The 18,324-nt window shown below is 69.6% G+C and carries 18 protein-coding genes, 1 tRNA gene and 2 pseudogenes; 10 read left to right on the top strand and 11 right to left on the bottom strand.

The annotated features are described in order from the left end of the window. Positions 1-81 precede the first annotated feature (81 nt). Positions 82-810 (top strand): Tellurium resistance, encoded by a 729-nt coding sequence (locus OG524_RS10975; RefSeq protein ID WP_405391026.1) that lies wholly within the window; start codon positions 82-84, stop codon positions 808-810. Positions 811-861: 51 nt separating this feature from the next. On the opposite strand, the gene OG524_RS10970 is transcribed toward OG524_RS10975, so the two are convergent. Then, a complete protein-coding gene (locus tag OG524_RS10970) occupies positions 862-1,755 on the bottom strand; it encodes a TerD family protein (protein WP_405810018.1) in 894 nt (297 codons plus the stop codon). Positions 1,756-1,964: 209 nt separating this feature from the next. Here OG524_RS10970 and OG524_RS10965 point away from each other — a divergent pair, with 209 nt between their 5' ends. From OG524_RS10965 to OG524_RS10950, 4 genes are all read left to right on the top strand, one after another. Further along, positions 1,965-3,125: an HpcH/HpaI aldolase/citrate lyase family protein gene (locus OG524_RS10965; RefSeq protein ID WP_405391028.1), complete on the top strand. Its 1,161-nt coding sequence runs from the start codon at positions 1,965-1,967 to the stop codon at positions 3,123-3,125. Positions 3,126-3,133: 8 nt separating this feature from the next. After that, positions 3,134-5,602 (top strand): phosphoribosyltransferase, encoded by a 2,469-nt coding sequence (locus OG524_RS10960; RefSeq protein WP_405810016.1) that lies wholly within the window; start codon positions 3,134-3,136, stop codon positions 5,600-5,602. A 125-nt stretch (positions 5,603-5,727) separates the two neighbouring features. Continuing rightward, on the top strand, positions 5,728-6,540 hold the full coding sequence (locus tag OG524_RS10955) for an HAD family hydrolase (RefSeq protein WP_405391030.1): 813 nt from the start codon (positions 5,728-5,730) through the stop codon (positions 6,538-6,540). Between the two features lie 59 nt (positions 6,541-6,599). Continuing rightward, the gene (locus OG524_RS10950; RefSeq protein WP_405391031.1) at positions 6,600-7,259 is read left to right on the top strand and encodes an O-methyltransferase; all 660 of its coding nucleotides are present in this window, start codon (positions 6,600-6,602) and stop codon (positions 7,257-7,259) included. Between the two features lie 33 nt (positions 7,260-7,292). Here the strand turns inward: OG524_RS10950 and OG524_RS10945 are convergent, their stop codons facing one another. From OG524_RS10945 to OG524_RS10930, 4 genes are all read right to left on the bottom strand, one after another. After that, on the bottom strand, positions 7,293-7,508 hold the full coding sequence (locus OG524_RS10945; protein WP_405391032.1) for a zinc ribbon domain-containing protein: 216 nt from the start codon (positions 7,506-7,508) through the stop codon (positions 7,293-7,295). Between the two features lie 9 nt (positions 7,509-7,517). Next, positions 7,518-8,087: a DUF4383 domain-containing protein gene (locus OG524_RS10940; RefSeq protein ID WP_405391033.1), complete on the bottom strand. Its 570-nt coding sequence runs from the start codon at positions 8,085-8,087 to the stop codon at positions 7,518-7,520. Between the two features lie 191 nt (positions 8,088-8,278). Next, positions 8,279-9,646, bottom strand: a complete 1,368-nt coding sequence (locus OG524_RS10935; protein WP_405391034.1) for a hypothetical protein — start codon at positions 9,644-9,646, stop codon at positions 8,279-8,281. A 70-nt stretch (positions 9,647-9,716) separates the two neighbouring features. Then, positions 9,717-10,484 carry a DUF4097 family beta strand repeat-containing protein gene (locus OG524_RS10930; RefSeq protein ID WP_405810013.1) on the bottom strand — a complete coding sequence of 256 codons (768 nt, stop codon included), beginning with the start codon at positions 10,482-10,484 and terminating at the stop codon, positions 9,717-9,719. 209 nt (positions 10,485-10,693) lie between these two features. Between OG524_RS10930 and OG524_RS10925 the strand changes: the two genes are divergently transcribed. Beyond that, positions 10,694-10,768 (top strand) — tRNA-Val (locus OG524_RS10925). Positions 10,769-10,868: 100 nt separating this feature from the next. Here OG524_RS10925 and OG524_RS10920 read toward each other — a convergent pair. The 5 genes and pseudogenes from OG524_RS10920 to OG524_RS10900 all read right to left on the bottom strand — a co-directional run bounded on the left by OG524_RS10920 (position 10,869) and on the right by OG524_RS10900 (position 14,293). After that, positions 10,869-12,020 (bottom strand): annotated as a pseudogene (locus tag OG524_RS10920) (tyrosine-type recombinase/integrase). After that, the gene (locus OG524_RS10915; protein ID WP_405391118.1) at positions 12,020-12,232 is read right to left on the bottom strand and encodes an excisionase family DNA-binding protein; all 213 of its coding nucleotides are present in this window, start codon (positions 12,230-12,232) and stop codon (positions 12,020-12,022) included. Before OG524_RS10915 ends, OG524_RS10920 begins: the two are co-directional and overlap by 1 nt. Beyond that, a pseudogene (locus tag OG524_RS10910) lies at positions 12,229-13,504 on the bottom strand (replication initiator). The gene OG524_RS10915 and the pseudogene OG524_RS10910 overlap by 4 nt, the downstream one beginning before the upstream one ends. Positions 13,505-13,636: 132 nt before the next feature. Further along, the gene (locus tag OG524_RS10905) at positions 13,637-13,843 is read right to left on the bottom strand and encodes a hypothetical protein (RefSeq protein ID WP_405391119.1); all 207 of its coding nucleotides are present in this window, start codon (positions 13,841-13,843) and stop codon (positions 13,637-13,639) included. Positions 13,844-13,933: 90 nt separating this feature from the next. Next, positions 13,934-14,293, bottom strand: coding sequence for a diguanylate cyclase domain-containing protein (locus tag OG524_RS10900; protein WP_405812447.1), 360 nt, complete (start codon positions 14,291-14,293; stop codon positions 13,934-13,936). A gap of 119 nt (positions 14,294-14,412) precedes the next feature. On the opposite strand from OG524_RS10900, the gene OG524_RS10895 reads away from it, so the two are divergent. From OG524_RS10895 to OG524_RS10880, 4 genes are all read left to right on the top strand, one after another. Beyond that, on the top strand, positions 14,413-15,555 hold the full coding sequence (locus tag OG524_RS10895) for a hypothetical protein (RefSeq protein ID WP_405810011.1): 1,143 nt from the start codon (positions 14,413-14,415) through the stop codon (positions 15,553-15,555). Positions 15,556-15,869: 314 nt separating this feature from the next. After that, on the top strand, positions 15,870-16,790 hold the full coding sequence (locus OG524_RS10890) for an HNH endonuclease (RefSeq protein ID WP_405812548.1): 921 nt from the start codon (positions 15,870-15,872) through the stop codon (positions 16,788-16,790). Continuing rightward, positions 16,694-16,927, top strand: coding sequence for an HNH endonuclease (locus OG524_RS10885; RefSeq protein WP_405812446.1), 234 nt, complete (start codon positions 16,694-16,696; stop codon positions 16,925-16,927). The genes OG524_RS10890 and OG524_RS10885 overlap by 97 nt, the downstream gene beginning before the upstream one ends. A gap of 146 nt (positions 16,928-17,073) precedes the next feature. Next, the gene (locus tag OG524_RS10880) at positions 17,074-17,379 is read left to right on the top strand and encodes a hypothetical protein (protein ID WP_405391121.1); all 306 of its coding nucleotides are present in this window, start codon (positions 17,074-17,076) and stop codon (positions 17,377-17,379) included. A 365-nt stretch (positions 17,380-17,744) separates the two neighbouring features. On the opposite strand, the gene OG524_RS10875 is transcribed toward OG524_RS10880, so the two are convergent. Beyond that, positions 17,745-17,993, bottom strand: coding sequence for a hypothetical protein (locus OG524_RS10875; RefSeq protein WP_405391122.1), 249 nt, complete (start codon positions 17,991-17,993; stop codon positions 17,745-17,747). Between the last annotated feature and the right edge of the window lie 331 nt (positions 17,994-18,324).

The raw sequence follows: 18,324 nt of genomic DNA, 5'->3' as shown, positions 1-18,324 counted from the left end.
CCCGACCCGACGGCCGCCCCGCAGTGACGTACGGGGCGTGTGCGCGGGCCGGGACGGTAGCGACTACATGTGGGGGTTGGGATGGCCTTCTGGGACGGCCTGCGGGGGGCGGCGCAGTTCGAATCGGGTAACTCCGCGACGAACTCCATCGTGCTCTCCAGGCGCAATGCGACGGTCTCGCTCAACAAGCAGGGGGCGCTGTCGGGCAACCTGCGCGTCAACCTCTCCTGGCGGATGCGTACGTCGGACATCGGGGGCAGGTCGCGGGAGAGCGGCCGGCTGCTGCGCCCGCTGAAGCTCTTCAAGCCCGATGTGGTCCAGGCCCACACCCAGGGCATGGTCAACGTCGACCTGGACCTGGGCTGCATGTACGAGCTCACGGACGGCACCAAGGGCGTGGTGCAGCCGCTGGGCAATCTCATCGGCGACCTGAACACGGCGCCGTACATCAGGCTCAGCGGGGACGACCGCTTCGGGGCGCCGTCGGGCGAGACGGTCTACGTGAACCTCGACAAGCGCGACGAGATCAAGCGGCTGCTGTTCTTCGTCTACATCTACGACCAGACCCCGGCCTTCGACCGTACGCACGCGAAGGTGACGCTCTACCCGGGCAACGGCCCGCGGATCGAGATCGAACTCGACGAACGGGCCCCGCAGGCCCGCTCCTGCGCCGTGTTCACGGTGGAGAACGTCAAGGGCGAGCTGATCGTGCGGCGCGAGGTGAAGTTCGTGTACGGCTTCCAGTCGGAGCTGGACCGGATGTACGGCTTCGGCATGCAGTGGGGACGCGGCTACAAGACGCGGGCCTGAGTGCCCGCGGTGACGGGCGACCGGTGGGCCGGCCCCGGACCGGAGTGCGGCTCAGGACCTGAGGAACTGCGGGCCCTGCGGCGGAAGTACGAAATTCGGGTCGGCGGCGTGCGCGGCCCCGGCCGCGGGCTGCGGGTAGCCGTACGCGGGCTGCTGCGGGTCCGGGGACGGCTGCGGGTAGCCGTAGGCGGGCTGCTGCGGGTCCGGGGACGGCTGCGGGTAGCCGTACGCGGGCTGGGAGGCTGCCGCGGGCTGCGGGTAGCCGTACGCGGGCTGCTGGTGCTGGACCGTCGCCTGGGAGTCGGGTTCGGGTGCGGAGGGCGCAGGCAGCGCGAACGGCTCCGGTGCGGGAGTGACGGGTGCGGCCGAGGATTCCGGCTCGGCAGCCGCCTCCGCCTCGTCGACCGAGATCCCGAAAGCGGTGGCCAGCCCGACCAGGCCCGTCGGGTAGCCCTGGGCCACCGCGCGGAACTTCCAGCCGTCGCCGCGCCGGTACAGCTCGCCGCAGATGATGGCGGTCTCCTCGCCGGTCTCCGCCCTCACGTCGAAGACCGCGAGCGGATCGCCGTCCGCGGACGCCGCGTCGTACAGCGATATGCGCAGGTCACGAACCCGCTCGAATGCCTCTTCGTCGCAGGACGCGGCGATGACCACCTGGTCCACGGAGGGGTCGAGCGCGGAGAGGTCCGCCTCGATCGTGTCCGTGAGCCCGTCGGGGACGCTTCGCTTGGGCAGCCGGCGCACCAGGCCCGAGGGATGCCGGGGCTGGTTGTAGAAGACGAAGTCCTCGTCGGAACGCACCCGGCCGGAGGTGCCGAGCAGCAGGGCGGAGGCGTCCACATCCGGGACCCCGGCGCCCGGGGTCCAGCGCAGCACGGCCCGTACGGCCGTGGCATCGAGAGGGACGTTCGAGCCCTTCAGCATCGCGTGCGTCATGCCGGTCATCCTGCCTGCTGGGGGGCCACCCGGACAACGCGGGGGTCCGAACCAGTAGGCCAGGGGCTGTTCGAACGCGGCACGGAGGCGCGCCGCGACAGGTGTGGGAAAGGGCCGAGTTACCCGAAGTTCATACGGACGGGGAACCGCCGACACCTGTCCGTACGTACTATTCGGCCATACGTTGTCCGGCCTGTCAGGCAGTACGGGGGAATCACATGCGTCATTTCGGGCACATCTCGCCCGTTGCCCGTGAAGGGCTGTTCTTCAAGGAGCCGTGCGAATTCGACGCGCGCTCGTCCGCCCGCATGCTGTCGGTGGCTCTGGGAGCCACTCTCTACAGCCCGGCGACCCGGCCCCGGCTGGCCGACGACGTGATCAAACTGGCCGGGCGCGGTGTCGTCTCCATGGTGCTCTGCCTGGAGGATTCGATCGACGACGCCGAAGTGGTCGGCGCCGAGGCGAATCTGGTCCGGCAGTTCCAGGACCTTCAGGCGCGGGCCGCCGAGGTGCCGCTGCTCTTCATCAGGGTCCGCGAACCCGAGCAGATCTCCGACCTCGTGACGCGCCTCGGCAGCTCGGTCCGGTTGTTGTCTGGATTTGTACTTCCGAAATTCACGGAGGAACGGGGCGAGCTGTTCCTGGAGGCCCTCACCGCCGCCGAAGCGGCGAGCGGCCACCGGCTGTTCGCGATGCCCGTCCTCGAATCTCCCGAACTCCTTCATCTGGAGAGCAGGGCCGAAACCCTCCAGGGAATCGCCCGCACCGTCGACAAGTACCGTCAGCGTGTACTCGCGCTGCGACTCGGTGTAACCGACTTCTGCTCGGCGTACGGTCTGCGCCGCGCCCCGGACATGACCGCGTACGACGTCCAGATCGTCGGCGCCGTCATCGGCGACGTCGTCAATGTGCTGGGCCGCGCGGACGGCACCGGGTTCACCATCACCGGTCCCGTGTGGGAGTACTTCCGGCTCCAGGAGCGTATGTTCAAGCCCCAGCTGCGCCGCAGCCCCTTCATGGGACGGGCCGAGGAGCTGCGCACCGCCCTCATCGAGCACGACCTCGACGGACTGCTGCGGGAGATCGACCTCGACCGGGCCAACGGCCTGCTCGGCAAGACGTGCATCCACCCCTCCCACGTGCAGCCCGTGCACGCGCTCTCGGTCGTCAGCCATGAGGAGTACAGCGACGCGCAGGACATCCTCCGGCCAGAGCGGGGCGGCGGCGGAGTGCTGCGATCCGCGTATACGAACAAGATGAACGAAGTGAAACCGCACCGCGCCTGGGCCGAGCGCACCCTGCAGAGGGCCGAGGTCTTCGGGGTGGCGCGGGAGGACATCGGTTTCGTGGAGCTCCTGGCCGCGGGGCTGTCGGACTGAGCACGATCATGGGTGAGCACGTATCGGCATCGAGGGAAGAGGCAGTGGACGTGGAGTGGTCGGGTAACTGGGTCGCGGAGCGGCTCGGAGTCGAGCTCGTCGGCGACGGGGAACTCCGGGAGCTGCTGGGCCTCGCCCTGCGCCGCAACCCGAAGCGGGCCCATCTGCTCGTGTCGAACGTCCTGGGCAAGCATGTGCCCCAGCGGCCGTCCGTCGTGTACGGGGCGGGCTTCGAGCTCGGCGAGCGCGTGCGGGACCTGCTGGGCGAGACCGAAGCCGGCCGCGCGGTGGTCCTCGGGTACGCGGAGACGGCCACGGGCCTCGGCCACGCCGTCGCGGACGGGCTCGGGGTGGCCCCGTACCTCCACTCCACGCGCCGCCCCGTCGCCGGTGTCGCACCGGCGGGCGGCTTCGAGGAGTCGCACTCGCACGCCACGTCCCACCTGCTGCTGCCCGAGGACCCGGACCTGCTGAACAGCGCGGGACAGGGTGCGCCGCTGGTGCTGGTCGACGACGAGTTCTCCACCGGCAACACCGTCCTCAACACCATCCGCGCCCTCCACGAGCGCTACCCCCGCGACCGGTACGTCATCGTGACGCTCGTGGACATGCGGTCCGGGGCCGACCAGGGGCGGCTCGCCGAATTCGCCCAGGAGATAGGCGCCCGGGTGGACCTGGTGGCCCGCGCCTCGGGCACCGTGCGGCTGCCGGACGGTGTCCTGGAGAAGGGCCGCAGCCTCGTCGCCTCCCACGAGAAGCCGTCCTCGCCCTCCTTCGTGGATCCCGGCCCCCGCCCGGCCCCCGTAAGGGTCGAGCTGGACTGGCCGGCCGGTGTCCCCGACGGCGGACGCCACGGCTTCACCCCCGCCCACCGCGCGGCCCTCGAAGCGGCCCTGCCGGACCTGGCCGCCCGAATCGCCGCCGCGCTGGGCGACGCCCGCAGGGTGCTCGTCCTGGGCTTCGAGGAGCTGATGTACGCGCCGCTGCGGCTCGGCACCGCCCTGGAGGACGCCACCACGGCCGACGTGCGGTACTCCACCACCACCCGCTCGCCCGTGCTCGCCGTCGACGACCCCGGCTACGCGATACGCAGCCGCCTGGTCTTCCCGGCCCACGACGACCCCGCCGACGGACCCGGCGACCGCTACGCCTACAACGTCGCGGGAGCGGGCTTCGACGCCGTCGTCGCCGTCGTCGACTCCACCGCCGACACCCCCGCACTGCACGCCCCCGACGGACTGCTGGCCCGGCTCGCCGCGCACACCGGCCAGGTCCTGCTCGCGGTCGTCCCCTCGTACGCCCCGTCGCCGACCCCCCACAGGCAGGAAGCCGCCATGCTGCCCGAACCCCTCCGGGGCCCCGCCTTCTCCTCCTACGCGGCGGACGACGTCGGCTGGCTGCTCCAGGACCTCTCGGACACGGTCCTGGAGGCGCCCACCGAGGAGCGCGAGGAGGCGATACAGAGCGGTGGCGCGCACTACGCCGAATCGCTGCCCGTCGAGTACCAGCCGAGCCCGCAGTACCAGGAGCTCTTCAAGGCGGCTCTGGCCACCTCCGCGGCCCGTATCGCCCGGGCCGTCGGCACCGTCACCGAGACGGTCCTCGCCGAGCGCGGCCCCCGCCCCGTCCTCGTCTCCCTCGCCCGGGCCGGCACCCCCGTCGGCGTCCTCATGCGCCGCTGGGCGCAGCACCGGCACGGACTCGACCTGCCGCACTACGCCGTCTCCATCGTCCGGGGCCGCGGCATCGACGCCAACGCCCTGCGCTGGCTCGCCGCCCACCACGACCCGGCGGACGTCGTCTTCGTGGACGGCTGGACCGGAAAGGGCGCCATCACCCGCGAACTCGCAGTCGCCCTCGAAGAGTTCGACGGCTTCAACCCGGAGATCGCCGTACTGGCCGACCCGGGCGGCTGTGTCCGTACGTACGGAACGCGCGAGGACTTCCTCATCCCGTCCGCCTGCCTCAACTCCACGGTCTCCGGGCTGATCTCCCGCACGGTCCTGCGCGCCGACCTGGTCGGCCCGCACGACTTCCACGGTGGGAAGTTCTACCGCGAGCTCGCCGGCTCCGACGTCTCCGGCTACTTCCTGGACACGGTCGCCGCCCGCTTCGACGAGGTCGCCGACGCCGTGGACGCCGAGGCCAAGGAACTGCTCGCCGCGGACCGCGCCCCCACCTGGGAGGGCTGGGCCGCCGTCGAGCGGATCAGCGAGGAGTACGGCATCCACGACGTGAACCTCGTCAAGCCCGGGGTCGGCGAGACGACCCGGGTGCTGCTGCGCCGCGTGCCCTGGAAGATCCTCGCCAAGCGCGGTGCGGGCGCGGACCTCGACCACGTACGGCTGCTCGCCGAGCAGCGCGGCGTACCCGTCGAGGAGGTCGACGGACTCCCGTACACCTGTGTCGGGCTCATCCATCCGAAGTTCACCCGGGGCGCGACCGGCGCGGACGGCACGGCGGTGACGGCGAAGTGACCACACCCGTGATGCCCGAGGGCTCTGAGACGTCTGCGGCTCCTGTGACGCTGGGGGTCCCCAAGACACTTGGGGCTCCTGTGGCCCTTGGGGTTCCCGAGAGGCCTGGGGCTCCCGTGACGCTGGTGGCCAGCGACCTCGACCGCACCCTGATCTACTCCGCGGCCGCGCTCCAGCTGGCCATGCCGGACGAGGAGGCCCCGCGGCTGCTCTGCGTGGAGGTCTACGACCGGAAGCCGCTCTCCTACATGACGGAGAAGGCCGCGGCGCTGCTCGCCGAACTGGCCCGCACCACGGTCTTCGTACCGACCACCACCCGGACCCGGGAGCAGTACGGGCGCATCCACCTGCCCGGCCCCGCGCCCCGGTACGCCATCTGCGCCAACGGCGGGCACCTCCTCGTCGACGGGGTCTCCGACCCGGACTGGCAGGCCGAGGTGGCCGGCCGGCTCGCCGACGAATGCGCCTCCCTCGCCGAGGTCCGGGCCCACCTCCTGGCCACGGCCGACCCGGCCTGGCTGCTCAAGGAACGGGTCGCCGAGGGCGTCTTCGTCTACCTCGTGGTCGAACGCCAGGCCCTGCCCGAGGGCTGGGTGAAGGAACTGTCCGCCTGGGCCGACCCCCGCGGCTGGACCGTGTCCCTGCAGGGCCGCAAGATCTACGCCGTACCCAAGCCGCTCACCAAGAGCGCCGCGATGACGGAGGTGGCCCGCCGCTGCGGCGCCACGACGACGCTCGCCGCCGGCGACTCGCTCCTGGACGCCGACCTGCTCCTCGCCGCCGACCGCGGCTGGCGGCCGGGACATGGCGAGCTCGCCGACAGCGGCTGGACGGCCCCCCACACGGATATGCTCCGGCACCGGGGCGTCGCCGCGGGCGAGGAGATCCTGCGCCGCTTCCTGCTCGCCGCCGACCCACAGCGGAGGGCGGGCGGCTGACGCGCCCGGACTCGTCACCGGCAACCGTGCCGGGCCGCCGCGATCGAGGGAGCAGCGCTGTGTCCAAGGGGAACCAGACCGCGATCACCGACGAGCTCTACGCGTACATGCTGGCCCACAACCCGCCGCTGGACGTCGTGCAGCGCGAGCTCGTGGAGAGCACCTACGCCCGCTTCCCGGACCACGCGGGCATGCAGTCCGCGGAGGAACAGGGGCCGCTGCTCGCCTTCCTCGTCAGACTGACGGGTGCCCGGCACATCGTGGAAGTGGGAACCTTCACCGGCTTCTCGGCGCTCGCGATGGCCCTGGCGCTGCCCAAGGACGGGCGGCTGATCGCCTGCGACATCTCGGAGGAGTGGACCGCCTACGGCCGCGAGGCATGGCGGAAGGCGGGCGTCGACGACCGGATCGACCTGCGGATCGCACCGGCGCTGGACACCCTGCGCGCCATGCCCGCGGAGCCGCACATCGACCTGGCCTACCTGGACGCGGACAAGAGCAACTACATCGCGTACTGGGAGGAGCTGGTCCCCCGGATGCGCCCCGGCGGGCTCGTCGTCGCGGACAACGTCCTCTTCCACGGCGGCGTCACCGACCCCGGGGCGACCGGCGCCGCGGCCGCGATCAAGGAGTTCAACGACCACGTGAGCGCCGATCCGCGGACGGACAGCGTGCTGCTGACCGTGGCGGACGGCCTCACGCTCTCCCGCAGGGTGTAGCGGCTCCGGGCGTACGGGGTGCGGCGCGGCTGCTCAGCCGCAGCAGCCGCCACCGCAGCAGCCTCCGCCTCCGCCCCCGGCGGCCGGAGCGGACGACGCGGCGGAGCCGCCGACGGCCACGGTGGAGAGCAGCTTCACGGTGTCCTCGTGCCCGGCGGGGCAGGAGGCCGGAGCGGAGGACTCGGCCATGGGACGGCTGAGTTCGAACGTCTCGCCGCAGGGGCGGCAACGGTACTCGTAACGAGGCATGGCCCCAGATTAGGGCCTTTCCCGCGTGATCTCGGGCATCGGGGGCCGCCTGCGGCGTTCCTCGTGGGCGGCCTGTTCGGGATGGCGGGCCCGCCAGTACGGATTGTCGTGGGACAGACCGCCACTGACCCTCCCGTACATGCCGAACATCATCAGCAGCAACCCGACCACGAAGCTGAACAGCACGTTCTGCATCTGGAAGGCGAGGAAGTTGAGCCCCGTGTCCAGCAGCGCCAGATTCACGAACCCGCTGAGGATGAAGGCGATGCCGAGGACCATGTTCAGCGTCGAGGCGAGATTCCCGCCGATCACCATCCCGGCGAAGAGCAGCAGGCCGGCACAGATGGACAGCACGCTGAGCGCACCGTTGGTGTTGAGGCCACCGACCGTGTCGCCGCCGGTGTCGAAGAAGCCGATGCGGTCGATCAGCCCCAGGATGCCGAAGACGAGGAGCAGCAGGCCCATCAGGCCTGCCCCCACCCGGTAGACCTGGCTGAGCCGGTGGTCGACGGGCAGGTGTTCATCGAGCCGGGTGGCCTTGCGGCGCCGACCCGTGGGATGCAGGACCTGTGTGGCCATGACCATCTCCTTCGGCCGCGTGCGGCCCGGAACGCCTCAGCGGGAGCCGCTGCGTACCTCCAGCATCTGCCCACCGACAGCGGGGGACAAATCGGATCGGAATCATGGCGGGGCCCGGCCGGGGGTGCGGCCGAGGCGGCAGAGCGCCGATGTGCGGCCGGGCGTCGGGACGCGGCCGGGCGTCGGGACGCTCAGGCGCCGCCGCCCAGGTCCTCGCGGATCGTGGAGACCACCCGCGTCGTCGCCTGTCGCACGGCCTCCGTCTCGGTCAGGAAGTGCCAGTAGTCGGGATGCCGCCCCTCCAGTCCGGCGATCGCCCGCTCCAGCCGGGCCACGGCGTCGTCCAGCGGACGGGCGTGGCGCGGATCGGGGGTGTGGCGCCCGGCCATGGCAAGGCGTTGGGCGTCCCGGATCGCGAACCGGGTGCGGTCGATCTCCGTCTGCGGGTCCTTGGCCACGGCGTCCAGCCGCTGCAGCCGGTCACCGGCGGCCGATACCGCCTCGTCGGTGGCGTTGAGCAGGGCCCGTACCGTACTCAGCCGGGCCGTCGCGTCGGCCCAGTGCTGCTCGGCCCGTGCCGTGGCGGCCTCCACCAGCTTCTCCTCGGCCTGCCGGACATTGGCAGCCGCCTGGTCGGGAACCGGCTGCAGGTCCTGCCAGCAGGCGGCCGAGAAACGCCGCCGCAGCTCGCTGAGCACCGGCTCGACCTGCCCGGCGCGCGTCGTCAGTGCCTGGGCCCGGGTCCGCAGCGACACCAGCCGCCGGTCGATCTCCGCCGCGCGCTCGGGCAGCCGGTCCGCCTCGGCCCGCACCGCCTCGGCATCGCGCAGCACCTGGTCCGCCCGCTGCAGGGTCTCGGCCACGCCGTGCCGCCCGGCGCCCTGGTTGAGCTTGGTCAGCTCCGGGGCGAGGGCTGCCAGCCGAGCAGCGAGATCGTCGGCCCGCAACCCGGAGGCACGGACCGTGTCCAGGGCGTTGCTCGCGCCGAGCAGAGCCTGACGGGCGCGCTCCACGGCGGGCGCGAGCCGGGCGAGCTGCGTCTCCGCGCTGCCGAGCAGCGGCCCGAGCCCCTGGGCGAAACGGTCGAGCTCACCCTTCACCCGTACGAGATCGTCCTTCGCCCGGGTCAGCTGCGTCCGCGCACCGGCAGCCGCCGACGGCTCCAGATCGTCCCGGTCGAGGTCGTGCGCGTCGACCGCCGTGATGTACGCGTGGCTGACCTCGTCGATCCGCCGGCCGAGCGCCGCGAAGTCCTCCGCCGCCTTGCGGCCCCGGGGCGAGCTGTCCACCGCGGTGATCGTCTCGATCGAGATCTTCAGATCGCGCTGAGCGGTGTCCAGCTCGTAGAAAGCGGCGGCGGCATCGTCCTTCGCCGCCTGCGCGTCGGCCCGCTGGCTCTCACCACGCCCCCCGAACCAACGCCGCGTACCCCCGCCGGCGAAGGCCGCCGACAGCGAGGCCGCGAACAACGGCACCGGCAGCAGCATCAGCACCAGGACGTCCTTGACGGCCGAACCACCACTCGCTTTCGCCTGCGGCCGCGTGTGTGTCGCCGTCACATCCCTCTCCCGTGCCGTATCGCCCTGCCGGGTTCATTCTCCCACCAGTAAGGACGAATACACGGGTCGGTTAGTTCGCCCTTCGGACGGTGACTTCCCCGTTCGAGCTGCGCGCCTTCACCACGTGCTTGCTGGAGTCGCTGCGTGGTACGCCGACGTGGACGTCACCGTTGTCGGTCGAGGTGGACACCGCGTACGCCCCGCCGCTCCTCGGCAGGTCGATGGTGATGCTCCCGTTGTCCGTGACGGTGTCCACAAGATCCGGAACCCCGCTGAACCCGAGCTCGACCTCCCCGTTGGACGACCGCGCGACCACGGACGCCGCCGAGACCCGCTCGGCCACGACGGAGCCGTTGTCGGTCCTGAGGTCCAGCGGCCCACTGGAATCGCGTACGAAGACCTCACCGTTGTCGGAAGACAGCGTGAGAGCGGTGTCGAACCCGGAGGCGGTGACCGTCCCGTTGTCCGAGTCCACCGTCAGGACGGTCCCACGGGGCACCTTCACCTCGTGGTGAGCGTCGCAGTTGCTGATCACGGCGCTGCACTTCACCCCGAGCGTCAGCTTGTCGCCCTCCAGCTTCCAGACGGGATCCGGCCCGCTGCCGAACACGACCCACCCGTCGACCCGGCGGGTCACCTCGATCCGCTCCACATCGGCGGGCACGACGTCCACCGTCGAGTTCCCGCTGTCGATGGTGAGGTTCTTCCCGCTGTACGGGAACGCCTTCTGCTCGACGGGCGCGTCGTCGGCCCCCGTGCCGCAGCCGCTGAGGGCCACGAGGAGAAGGGCGGTTGCTCCGGTGGCCACGAATGCGTGGGTGCGGATACGGCTGGTCATCGCGATCGGGTCCCCCTGCTGGCGCTGCCGGTGTGGTCCCACCGTAGGTAAGGACAGGCCCCCGGGACGATCCGGACGGCTACCGTCTCCGGGTGGGGATATCCCCCCGCATGCCCGGCCCGCGGCCCCTGGACCTGCCGGTCCCGGACGGGCCCGTAACCGGATTGCCGACCGGGGCCGTAAGCCATGTAACCTGTTGCCTCATCCACGGGTGCGTAGCTCAGGGGTAGAGCGCTGCTCTTACAAAGCAGATGTCGGCGGTTCGAAACCGTCCGCGCCCACCAGCAGGACACACGACGAAGGCCCAGGTCACCGGCAGTAAGCCGAGAGCCTGGGCCTTCTTCGTTCCTCCGTGATTCCGGCGAAGGAGTGGCGCCGTGCCACTCACGTGCCAGATGCCTCCTCCGGACCCCCCTTAGCGGGATCGGCCGGCCGGACCTTCTTGATCTGCTCGTCGACGTGGGCGGCGATCGCATGGTCGCGTCCGTTGACCAGGTGCTGATAGATCAGTGCAGCCCGCACCGACGAGTGCCCCATGCGCTGCATCAGCTCACGCGTCGTCGCACCACCCGTCGCGGCGAGGGTGTTGCCCGTGTGCCGGAGATCGTGAAAATGCACGTCCCCGCGCCCGGACTCCTCGACAGCCCGCAGCCAGATGCGGCGGAAGTTGTTCCGGCGAAGCTGTCCGCCTCGCGCACCGGTGAAAATCAGACCCGTGCGGCCCGGCTCGGCGTGCTGGTCGAGATGTGTGACCACCTCGGCCCCGAGCGACGCCGGGAACGCGACGGTACGGACTCCGGCCGCACTCTTGGGAGCCTTGATCAGCAGCCCATCGGTCCGCGTCTCGGCAAGCGCGCGGCGCACGGAGACGGTGCGCCGTTCGAGGTCCACATCACGCCGCTGGAGAGCGGCCAACTCACCAAAGCGCAGGCCGGTGAAGGCAGCCAGGAGGATGAAGACGCGGAACCGTACTGGCACCGCTTCGGCGAGTTGGAAGACTTCCGTGACTTCGAGGAACGGCCGTTCGGCAGTCTTCGCAGCGCCAGCACCCTTGATGCGGCACGGATTGCGCTGGATTACGCCGTCATCCACCGCCGTGTTCATGATGGCGCGAAGGATCTGGCAAGCTTTGGCCACAGTCGGCTCACCCACGCCCGCGTCCAGGAGATCCGCCCGCCAACGCCGTATCTGCGGCGTCGTGATCTCACTCAGCACCGCACGCTCGAAGGCTGGCAGGACGTGCAAACGGAGCGCGCTGCCGTTGCGCTCCCGGGTCGTGGCCGCGTAGTCCCGTTCCTTGAACCAGGCTCCGGCGTAGACACCGAACACGATCTTCTCGTCCGGATTCTGCCAACGCCCCTCGATAATCTCGGCCTCTTTGCGCACCAGCCAGCGATCAGCATCAGTCTACGTGGGGAACGTCTCCGGAGCAGAGCGCAGCAGACCATCCGGACCGGGATAGCGCGCTTGAAAGCGGCCGGACGGCAGCTTGCGGACCGAGCCGAAACGGCGACGTTTGCCCTTCTGGTTCGCCATCAGGCCACCGCCCCATAGCGCCGACGACTCGTGACGATCGGCTGCACCGTGTTAGCCGCGATGAAGTCGGCCAACGCGGTCTGAGGGATGCGGACATGCCGCCCCACCTTTACGAACATGATTCTCCGTTCGGCGATCAGGCGCCGAGGGAAGCGGACGGTCGTACCGAGGAGTTGAGCGGCCTCTTTCACCGTGAGCAGGCGGTCAGTCATGCGGCGATGTCTCCTTCCTGGGCGGGTGTAACGGAGGCGGCGAGCCATTCCTCGCCGCGTGTGAGTCCGGTTCCGGCGAACGTCCAGTGGGCGAGGACGAGGGTGGTGTCGTCACTGTCCGGATCGGCCGGCACGGGGGTTTGGTCACCGTGGGCGATGGCGGCTTGGAGGCGTCGCCATTCGGCTTGTGCGGTGCGGAGTGCGCCGAGGGTGGTGGAGTAGCGGCGGGTTTTGGTGGAGAAGTGGCCGCGAAAGCCGAGCATGTGGGCCCAGGCGCGGAGGCGGAGTTCGGCGAGGTCTTTGCGTGCGCCGAGGGTCCAGGCGGTGCGGATCATCTGGCGGGCGTGGTCGGTGAGCGTCATCTGCGCGAGTTCGGCGAGGAACTTCAGCGGGCGGTCGAGGGTGCCGGTCGCGGTCTCAGCCCCCTTGGTGGCGTACTTCGCGATGAACGCGGCCACGGCCCGTTCGGTCAGCTCGGTGCCACCGTCGAAGTCGGCGGAGCGGATAGGGCGGATGTCGAGCTGTCGGCCGAAGGCGAAGGAATGGGCGCGGCTGTCGATGACCGGGCCGGGTACGTCCGCGGATGCGGCTCGGATGGCGTCGGCGAGGAGGTCGGGGGTGGCCCAGGCCGGGGGAGGGGTGTCGCTGCTGCTGGGGCCGCCGAGGCGGATCACAGCGTGGAAGTGGACTGCGCCGCGGCGTTGGTATTCGGCGACTTTGGCGAAGGAAACGCGGGCGTGCTCCTTGAAGGCGCGTTGGCTGAGTCCGGCGCGCTTGGCGACTTCGCGGCGCAGGTAGATGGAGAAGCGGGCCCAGATCTTGGAGGCGTGCGCGTTCCAGAGCACGGCTGCTTCGTAGTCGTAGGTGGCCGGGTTGAGCGGGGTGCCTAACTCGGCTGCGTCGTCGGGGTGCTGGGTCCCGCAGCGGCAGCGCCCGTTTGCGGGACGGTTGTGGACGGGGCCGAAGCCGGGTGCGGTGAAGGTGGCGAAGACGCGGGGGTGGGTGGCGACGCGTTCGGGGGTGCCTTTGCCGCCGCGGAGTCCGGCGGTGATGAGCTGGTAGGTATCGCGCCGGTAGGTCTCTGCGCAGGCCGGGCAGCGGGTGGCGCGGCGGTTGTTGCAGCGGACCAGAAGATGCCCGGCGGGCAGATGCGACGAGGTGAGTTCGTGCAGGACTTCGCCGGTGGCGGCGTGCACGTCGGTGCGCTGGCCATCGAGGCGGGTCGGTGGTGCAGCCGCCGAGGCCGCGCAGTTGGCGCATGAGGCCGGGCATGGTGCCCAGCCGGGCGAGGAACGCGAGTTCACCCACCGGGGGCGGTGTGATCGTCGTGGTCACTGTGGAGTCCTCCTCTCAAAGGCGAAGGCCGGGACACCGGGCCCGAGGGCGCGGTGTCCCGGCGGCGGGTCAGCGGTGGGTGAAGGCGGCGGTGGCCGCGGTGTCGAGCAGGGTGCGCAGGGGCCGGGTGGTGCCGGTGCCGTGGCAGGTGCGGCAGTGGGCGGTGATGGTGCGCCGGTTGCCGTTGCGGTCGTGGCCGCCGAGGGTGATGGCGGCGGAGGCGAAGCCGTCGCAGGCGGGGCAGATGCGTCCCGGGGCAGGGGTGGGCTGGGCCATGATGAGGGTTCTCCTTCGGTCCTTTGGGATGGAGGGGCAGGGCTCTCGGGGCGGCGGAAACTTGGCGGTGGAAGCCGCCCCGAGGGCCGGTTACAGGTGAGTGGTTCGGCGGCCGTGGCCTTTGACCGCGTACATGGCGGCGTCTGCGGCGGCGAGGGCGTCCGTGAGGGTCGCCACGGGCAGGTCAGCGACATTGCAGCTACCGACCGAGGCGCAAACCGACAGCAGGCAGCCGCGGTAGGGAATCGGCCGGCACAGGGCCTCATTGAGGGCGTCGAGGCCGGGGGTGCGATCAGGGTGGGTGACGATGGCGGTGAATTCGTCTCCACCGAGGCGGGCGGCGATGCCGTGCTGGTCGCACCAGGCGGTCAGCCGGGCGGCGGTGGCGGTGAGGACGGCGTCCCCGGCGGCGTGCCCGTGGGTGTCGTTGATGCTTTTGAAGTCGTTCAGGTCGGAAACGCGTGGGTTCGCGGATTCCGGGAGCGGAGAGATGACGAACCCACTCGCCTGTCAGCCTTGGAGGCGGTGTCGGAAGCGGGTTCGGTGCGGGGCATTGGGGGTGACCGGTCGTGGTCGAGGATGATGCGGGAATGAATGATCAGGTTCCCGCTGTAATTCCAGCGCTGGTGTTCGATCGGGAGTACGTACCCGTGCTCGTCGGCGGCTCGGTGGTACCCGGGCGCTTCACGGTGGGCGGTGCCAGTGTCGTCATAGGCCCGGCCGGAATGGTGATCATCGCGGAAGCGAGTGACGCACCCGCCAAAAGCGGTGTGTGGAACGCTGAGGAGGTCCGCTTGATCGGGCCCGCACCGGCGCCGGTCACAGAGCGGCTCATGGGGGCGCCCTGGGGTGTGGACGAAGGCTCGTTGCCGATCCACATCGCGGTCCGCGTCAGAGGTGAAGTTTTGTACCTGGGCACCGCCCAGGTGAGCCAGGCTGGCACCTCCGATGGCGTTCTCACCGACTGTGAACTGCGCTTTGAAGCACCCTTGAGCAGAGAACTCCTCAACCGAGTGCGCCCACCACTTCCACCTGAGCACTTGCCGGACTTGGAGTGGCTGGGGAATGTGAACGGTGACCGTGCGGCAGCTCTTGAGCAGTTCGTCACCGGCTGGTACCCGACCGCAGACGCCACCGAATCGCCTACCAGTGACTCCGCGTCACGCCTTCCCGGCGGACTGAGACAGCTGTACCGGCTCGCGAAGCAGCGGCCGGGTGCCCTCGGAATCCAGAACAGGATCCTGCCCGAGCCAGACCTGCACACCGACCATCTCGGGGAGATGCTCGTCTTCGGCGTCGAGAACCAAGGAGGCTTCTTCTGGTCACTCCTGTGGACGCTTGAGGGACCTGAAGCCGATCCGACTGTCTGGTTCCGTGCATTCGACGAGGAGCCGATCGCCGAACAGGAACCGCTCAGCGGCTTCCTGATCCAGTTCTCCCTCTTCGAGGCCTCCATGGGCGCCGAATACCTCGCCCTGGCCCGCAAACTCACTGCACCACAGGTCGAGCGACTCACGGAAGCGCTGCACCCTGTGCCCCTGCGTCCCTTCTGGCCCTGGGCGCCCAACCGCTTCTATGTGGCCCCCGGCCTCGTCGTGCATGTCAGCAGCGAGGACGGCGAAGCATTCGATGCCTGGGCCGGCGCCACCCACCGAAGCGCCCTGGACCCGCTGGCCGGCCTCCCTATCGACTGGAACCGCTTCGATGGCTGATTGTCCCAAGAGACCAGCTGACGGTCCGCCGTGGTGATCACCTCAGTTGCCGGGTGGTCAACGGGGCAGTCGGGCCGTCCGCTCCGGGTACGCCGCAGCAACGTAGCGCATGGCGGTCTTAGCGGTGATCCCGAAGAGCCCCACCAACTCGTTAGGCCCCCTCGGCGCTGCCGCTGCCGCCGCCGAGGGGCGCCCGGCAGGCCCGAGGGCATGAGCCGAGACCAAGCCTGCGGCTTCAAGAGATGCCTCCGGCGGGTCGATCTTGGCCACGGAACCCGTTCATGACTGTCAGTGGCCGCACGTACGCTTCCGCCATGCGCAAAGGTGCGATCAGCCGGGATGGCGTCCTCAAGGCCGTAGCCGAGTATGACGAGTTGGGACGCGAAGGGTTCCTGTCCAAGTACGGATACAAGCCGGCAACCGGGTACCTCCTCGTGCACGAGGAACGGACATACGACTCCAAGGCCATTGTTGGTGTGGCCCACGAGTTCGATCAAGGCCGAGTGCTGAGGCCGGACGAGTTGAGTGGGGGAAGGTCGCACGCCGCCAGGTGGCTTGCCGGACTCGGGTTCGTGATCCGCTCGTCTCGGAGCCCCGACTGGACTCGTGACGAGATCATCCTCGCCTGTGACTTGGCCATGGCTAACGGTTGGAAGCGGCTGGAGTACGACGACCCACGCGTGGTCGAGCTGTCTGCACTGCTACAGGTCATGCCGATCCATCCGGAAGAACTGCGGAATGAGCTGTTCAGGAACCCCGGCGGCGTAGCCCGCAAGACAGTTGACATCACGTCGCGTCACCCGGACTACCTGGGGAAGCCCACCAACGGCAATGTGCTTGATGTCGAAGTCATGAATGACTTCCTTGCCCGGCCGGCTGAGATGACGGAGGTGGCTCAGCGTATTCGGCAGGGTCTGACCTCAGGCGATTTCCAGGACCTGCTTCCGGAGGCCGAGGAGGAAGACGACTACGACGCTCCCGAGGGCAAGTTGCTGCTACGCCGCCACCGGAGCCGTGAGCGGAACAAGGCTTGCGCAAGAAGAAGATCGATGCAGTGTTGCGCCAGGGCCGTCAGCTCACCTGTGAAGCATGCGGTTTCGACTTCGAGCAGGTCTACGGCGACCGCGGAAGCGGGTACATCGAGTGTCACCACATTGTCCCTCTGCATGAGGCGGGCGAAGGCCGGACCAAGCTCAATGATCTCGCCCTCATATGCGCCAACTGCCACCGCATGATCCACCGGCGCGCGCCATGGCCGACTCCTTGGGAGCTGCGGGCCTCCATAGAGCAGAAGCAGGCCGCTGACAGGCGTGCGGCGGAGGCCCTGGCACGACCGCGTAGGGCGGCTGAAGAGCAGATGCCGAACCCGTGATCCAGCATTCACTGCTGACATCACGTCGGCGCACAACCAAATCTAGGTGAGCGGGGGAGATTTACGTGGGAGCAGAGCCGCCGGTTCCTCCAAGCCGCTGGGTCCGAGGAGCTGGCTTTGGCGCCGTCTTCGGTGGGCTGGCCGCGGTGGTGACCATCGTGGCCATTGGATCGGTGTGGGCTGCTTGTGACGTCGGCGGCAACGCAGCTGCCAACGGCACGGCATTGCTCTTTCTTGCGCCGCTCATTTGGATCGCCGCGGCGGTTCCATGGGTGGTCCTGCAGGGCACTGTCGGAAGACGTCATCACACGACAGCCCTGATGGCAGGGCTCGTCCTCACCCTGTGGTTCACCTGGTTCCTTGTTACATGGCTCGGCATGCCGGACTCCTACCCCGACCCGTTGTGCCCTGGCAACGTTCCTCCCTGGTGGCCGAGCTTTATACCGGCGTGACTCCGGCACGGCCTGTGAACGACCTTTGCGCCGTCGGCGGCGTACTCGACCGCGGCCCGTGCAGGCTCACTTTTGCACCGTCTGGCCGGATCGCTCCCTTGCCCCCACTTCGTGTTCCTGTCACACAGTTGGTAGGCGGGCGACCGGGGAGGGACGTTTTATGTCTGTGTCGGGTGAGGGAGAGGCTTTGCCCTCGGCTTGGGCAGTCGAGCGGTTCGGACGCAGTGCCGGCACACTTGCCGCGGTGCTCCCGGTTCAACTGGCCCGGGCACATGAACGGGCTCACGCCGTGCACCTCACGGCCGGGCTGAAGAGGCGCCTGGCATTCCGCGCCCCCTGCCCGGCGGGGGCTTCGGACCTTGGGCTCAGGCGCCTGCTCCGGAGGCGCGAGTCCTCCGGTACGCCATGAACTCCATGCCGAACCCGATGAGGGAGAGCGCGACACCCGACCAGAAGAACCGGTCATCCTGTTCCATGCTGCCGAGCAGCATCAGGTCGATGCCCAGGACCGGGAGGAGAACTCCACCAGCGGTGTACCACCGTCCCTTGCGCGCCTGGTTGATCGCCGAGGCCAGACCGAGCACAAGGAGCAAGCCCAACACTGCTGTCCACATGGCGGAATCCTCCCAGTGGGCGGCCCTGCTTGCAACGGACAGAACGGGCGCGGTGCCTCACGGCTTGCGTGTCGTCCGTCATCCGCGATTGACGTCAACGGCAGCAGGGAGGGGGGATGTATCACCGGCCGGGACCGCCGTGAATATCCTCCTGGGAGCGGCGTGGGGGCGCGGAGGATCGAGGGGACACCGGCCGTCCCGGGGGAGGTGTCCGTCCTCGATCGGGGCGCTGGGGAGCGTGCCTGTGTGCGCCGTGAACGTCACAGCTTTCGGATTGGGAGGACACTGAACGTATGGCCCTACCGAAAACGCACCATTGCTCGGCCTGTTC

The organism is Streptomyces sp. NBC_01520 (assembly GCF_045040375.1).
In the GTDB taxonomy this organism is placed as follows: domain Bacteria; phylum Actinomycetota; class Actinomycetes; order Streptomycetales; family Streptomycetaceae; genus Streptomyces.
The sequence above is the reverse complement of the archived record's forward strand: the minus strand, read 5'-3'. Positions and strand labels throughout refer to the sequence as shown.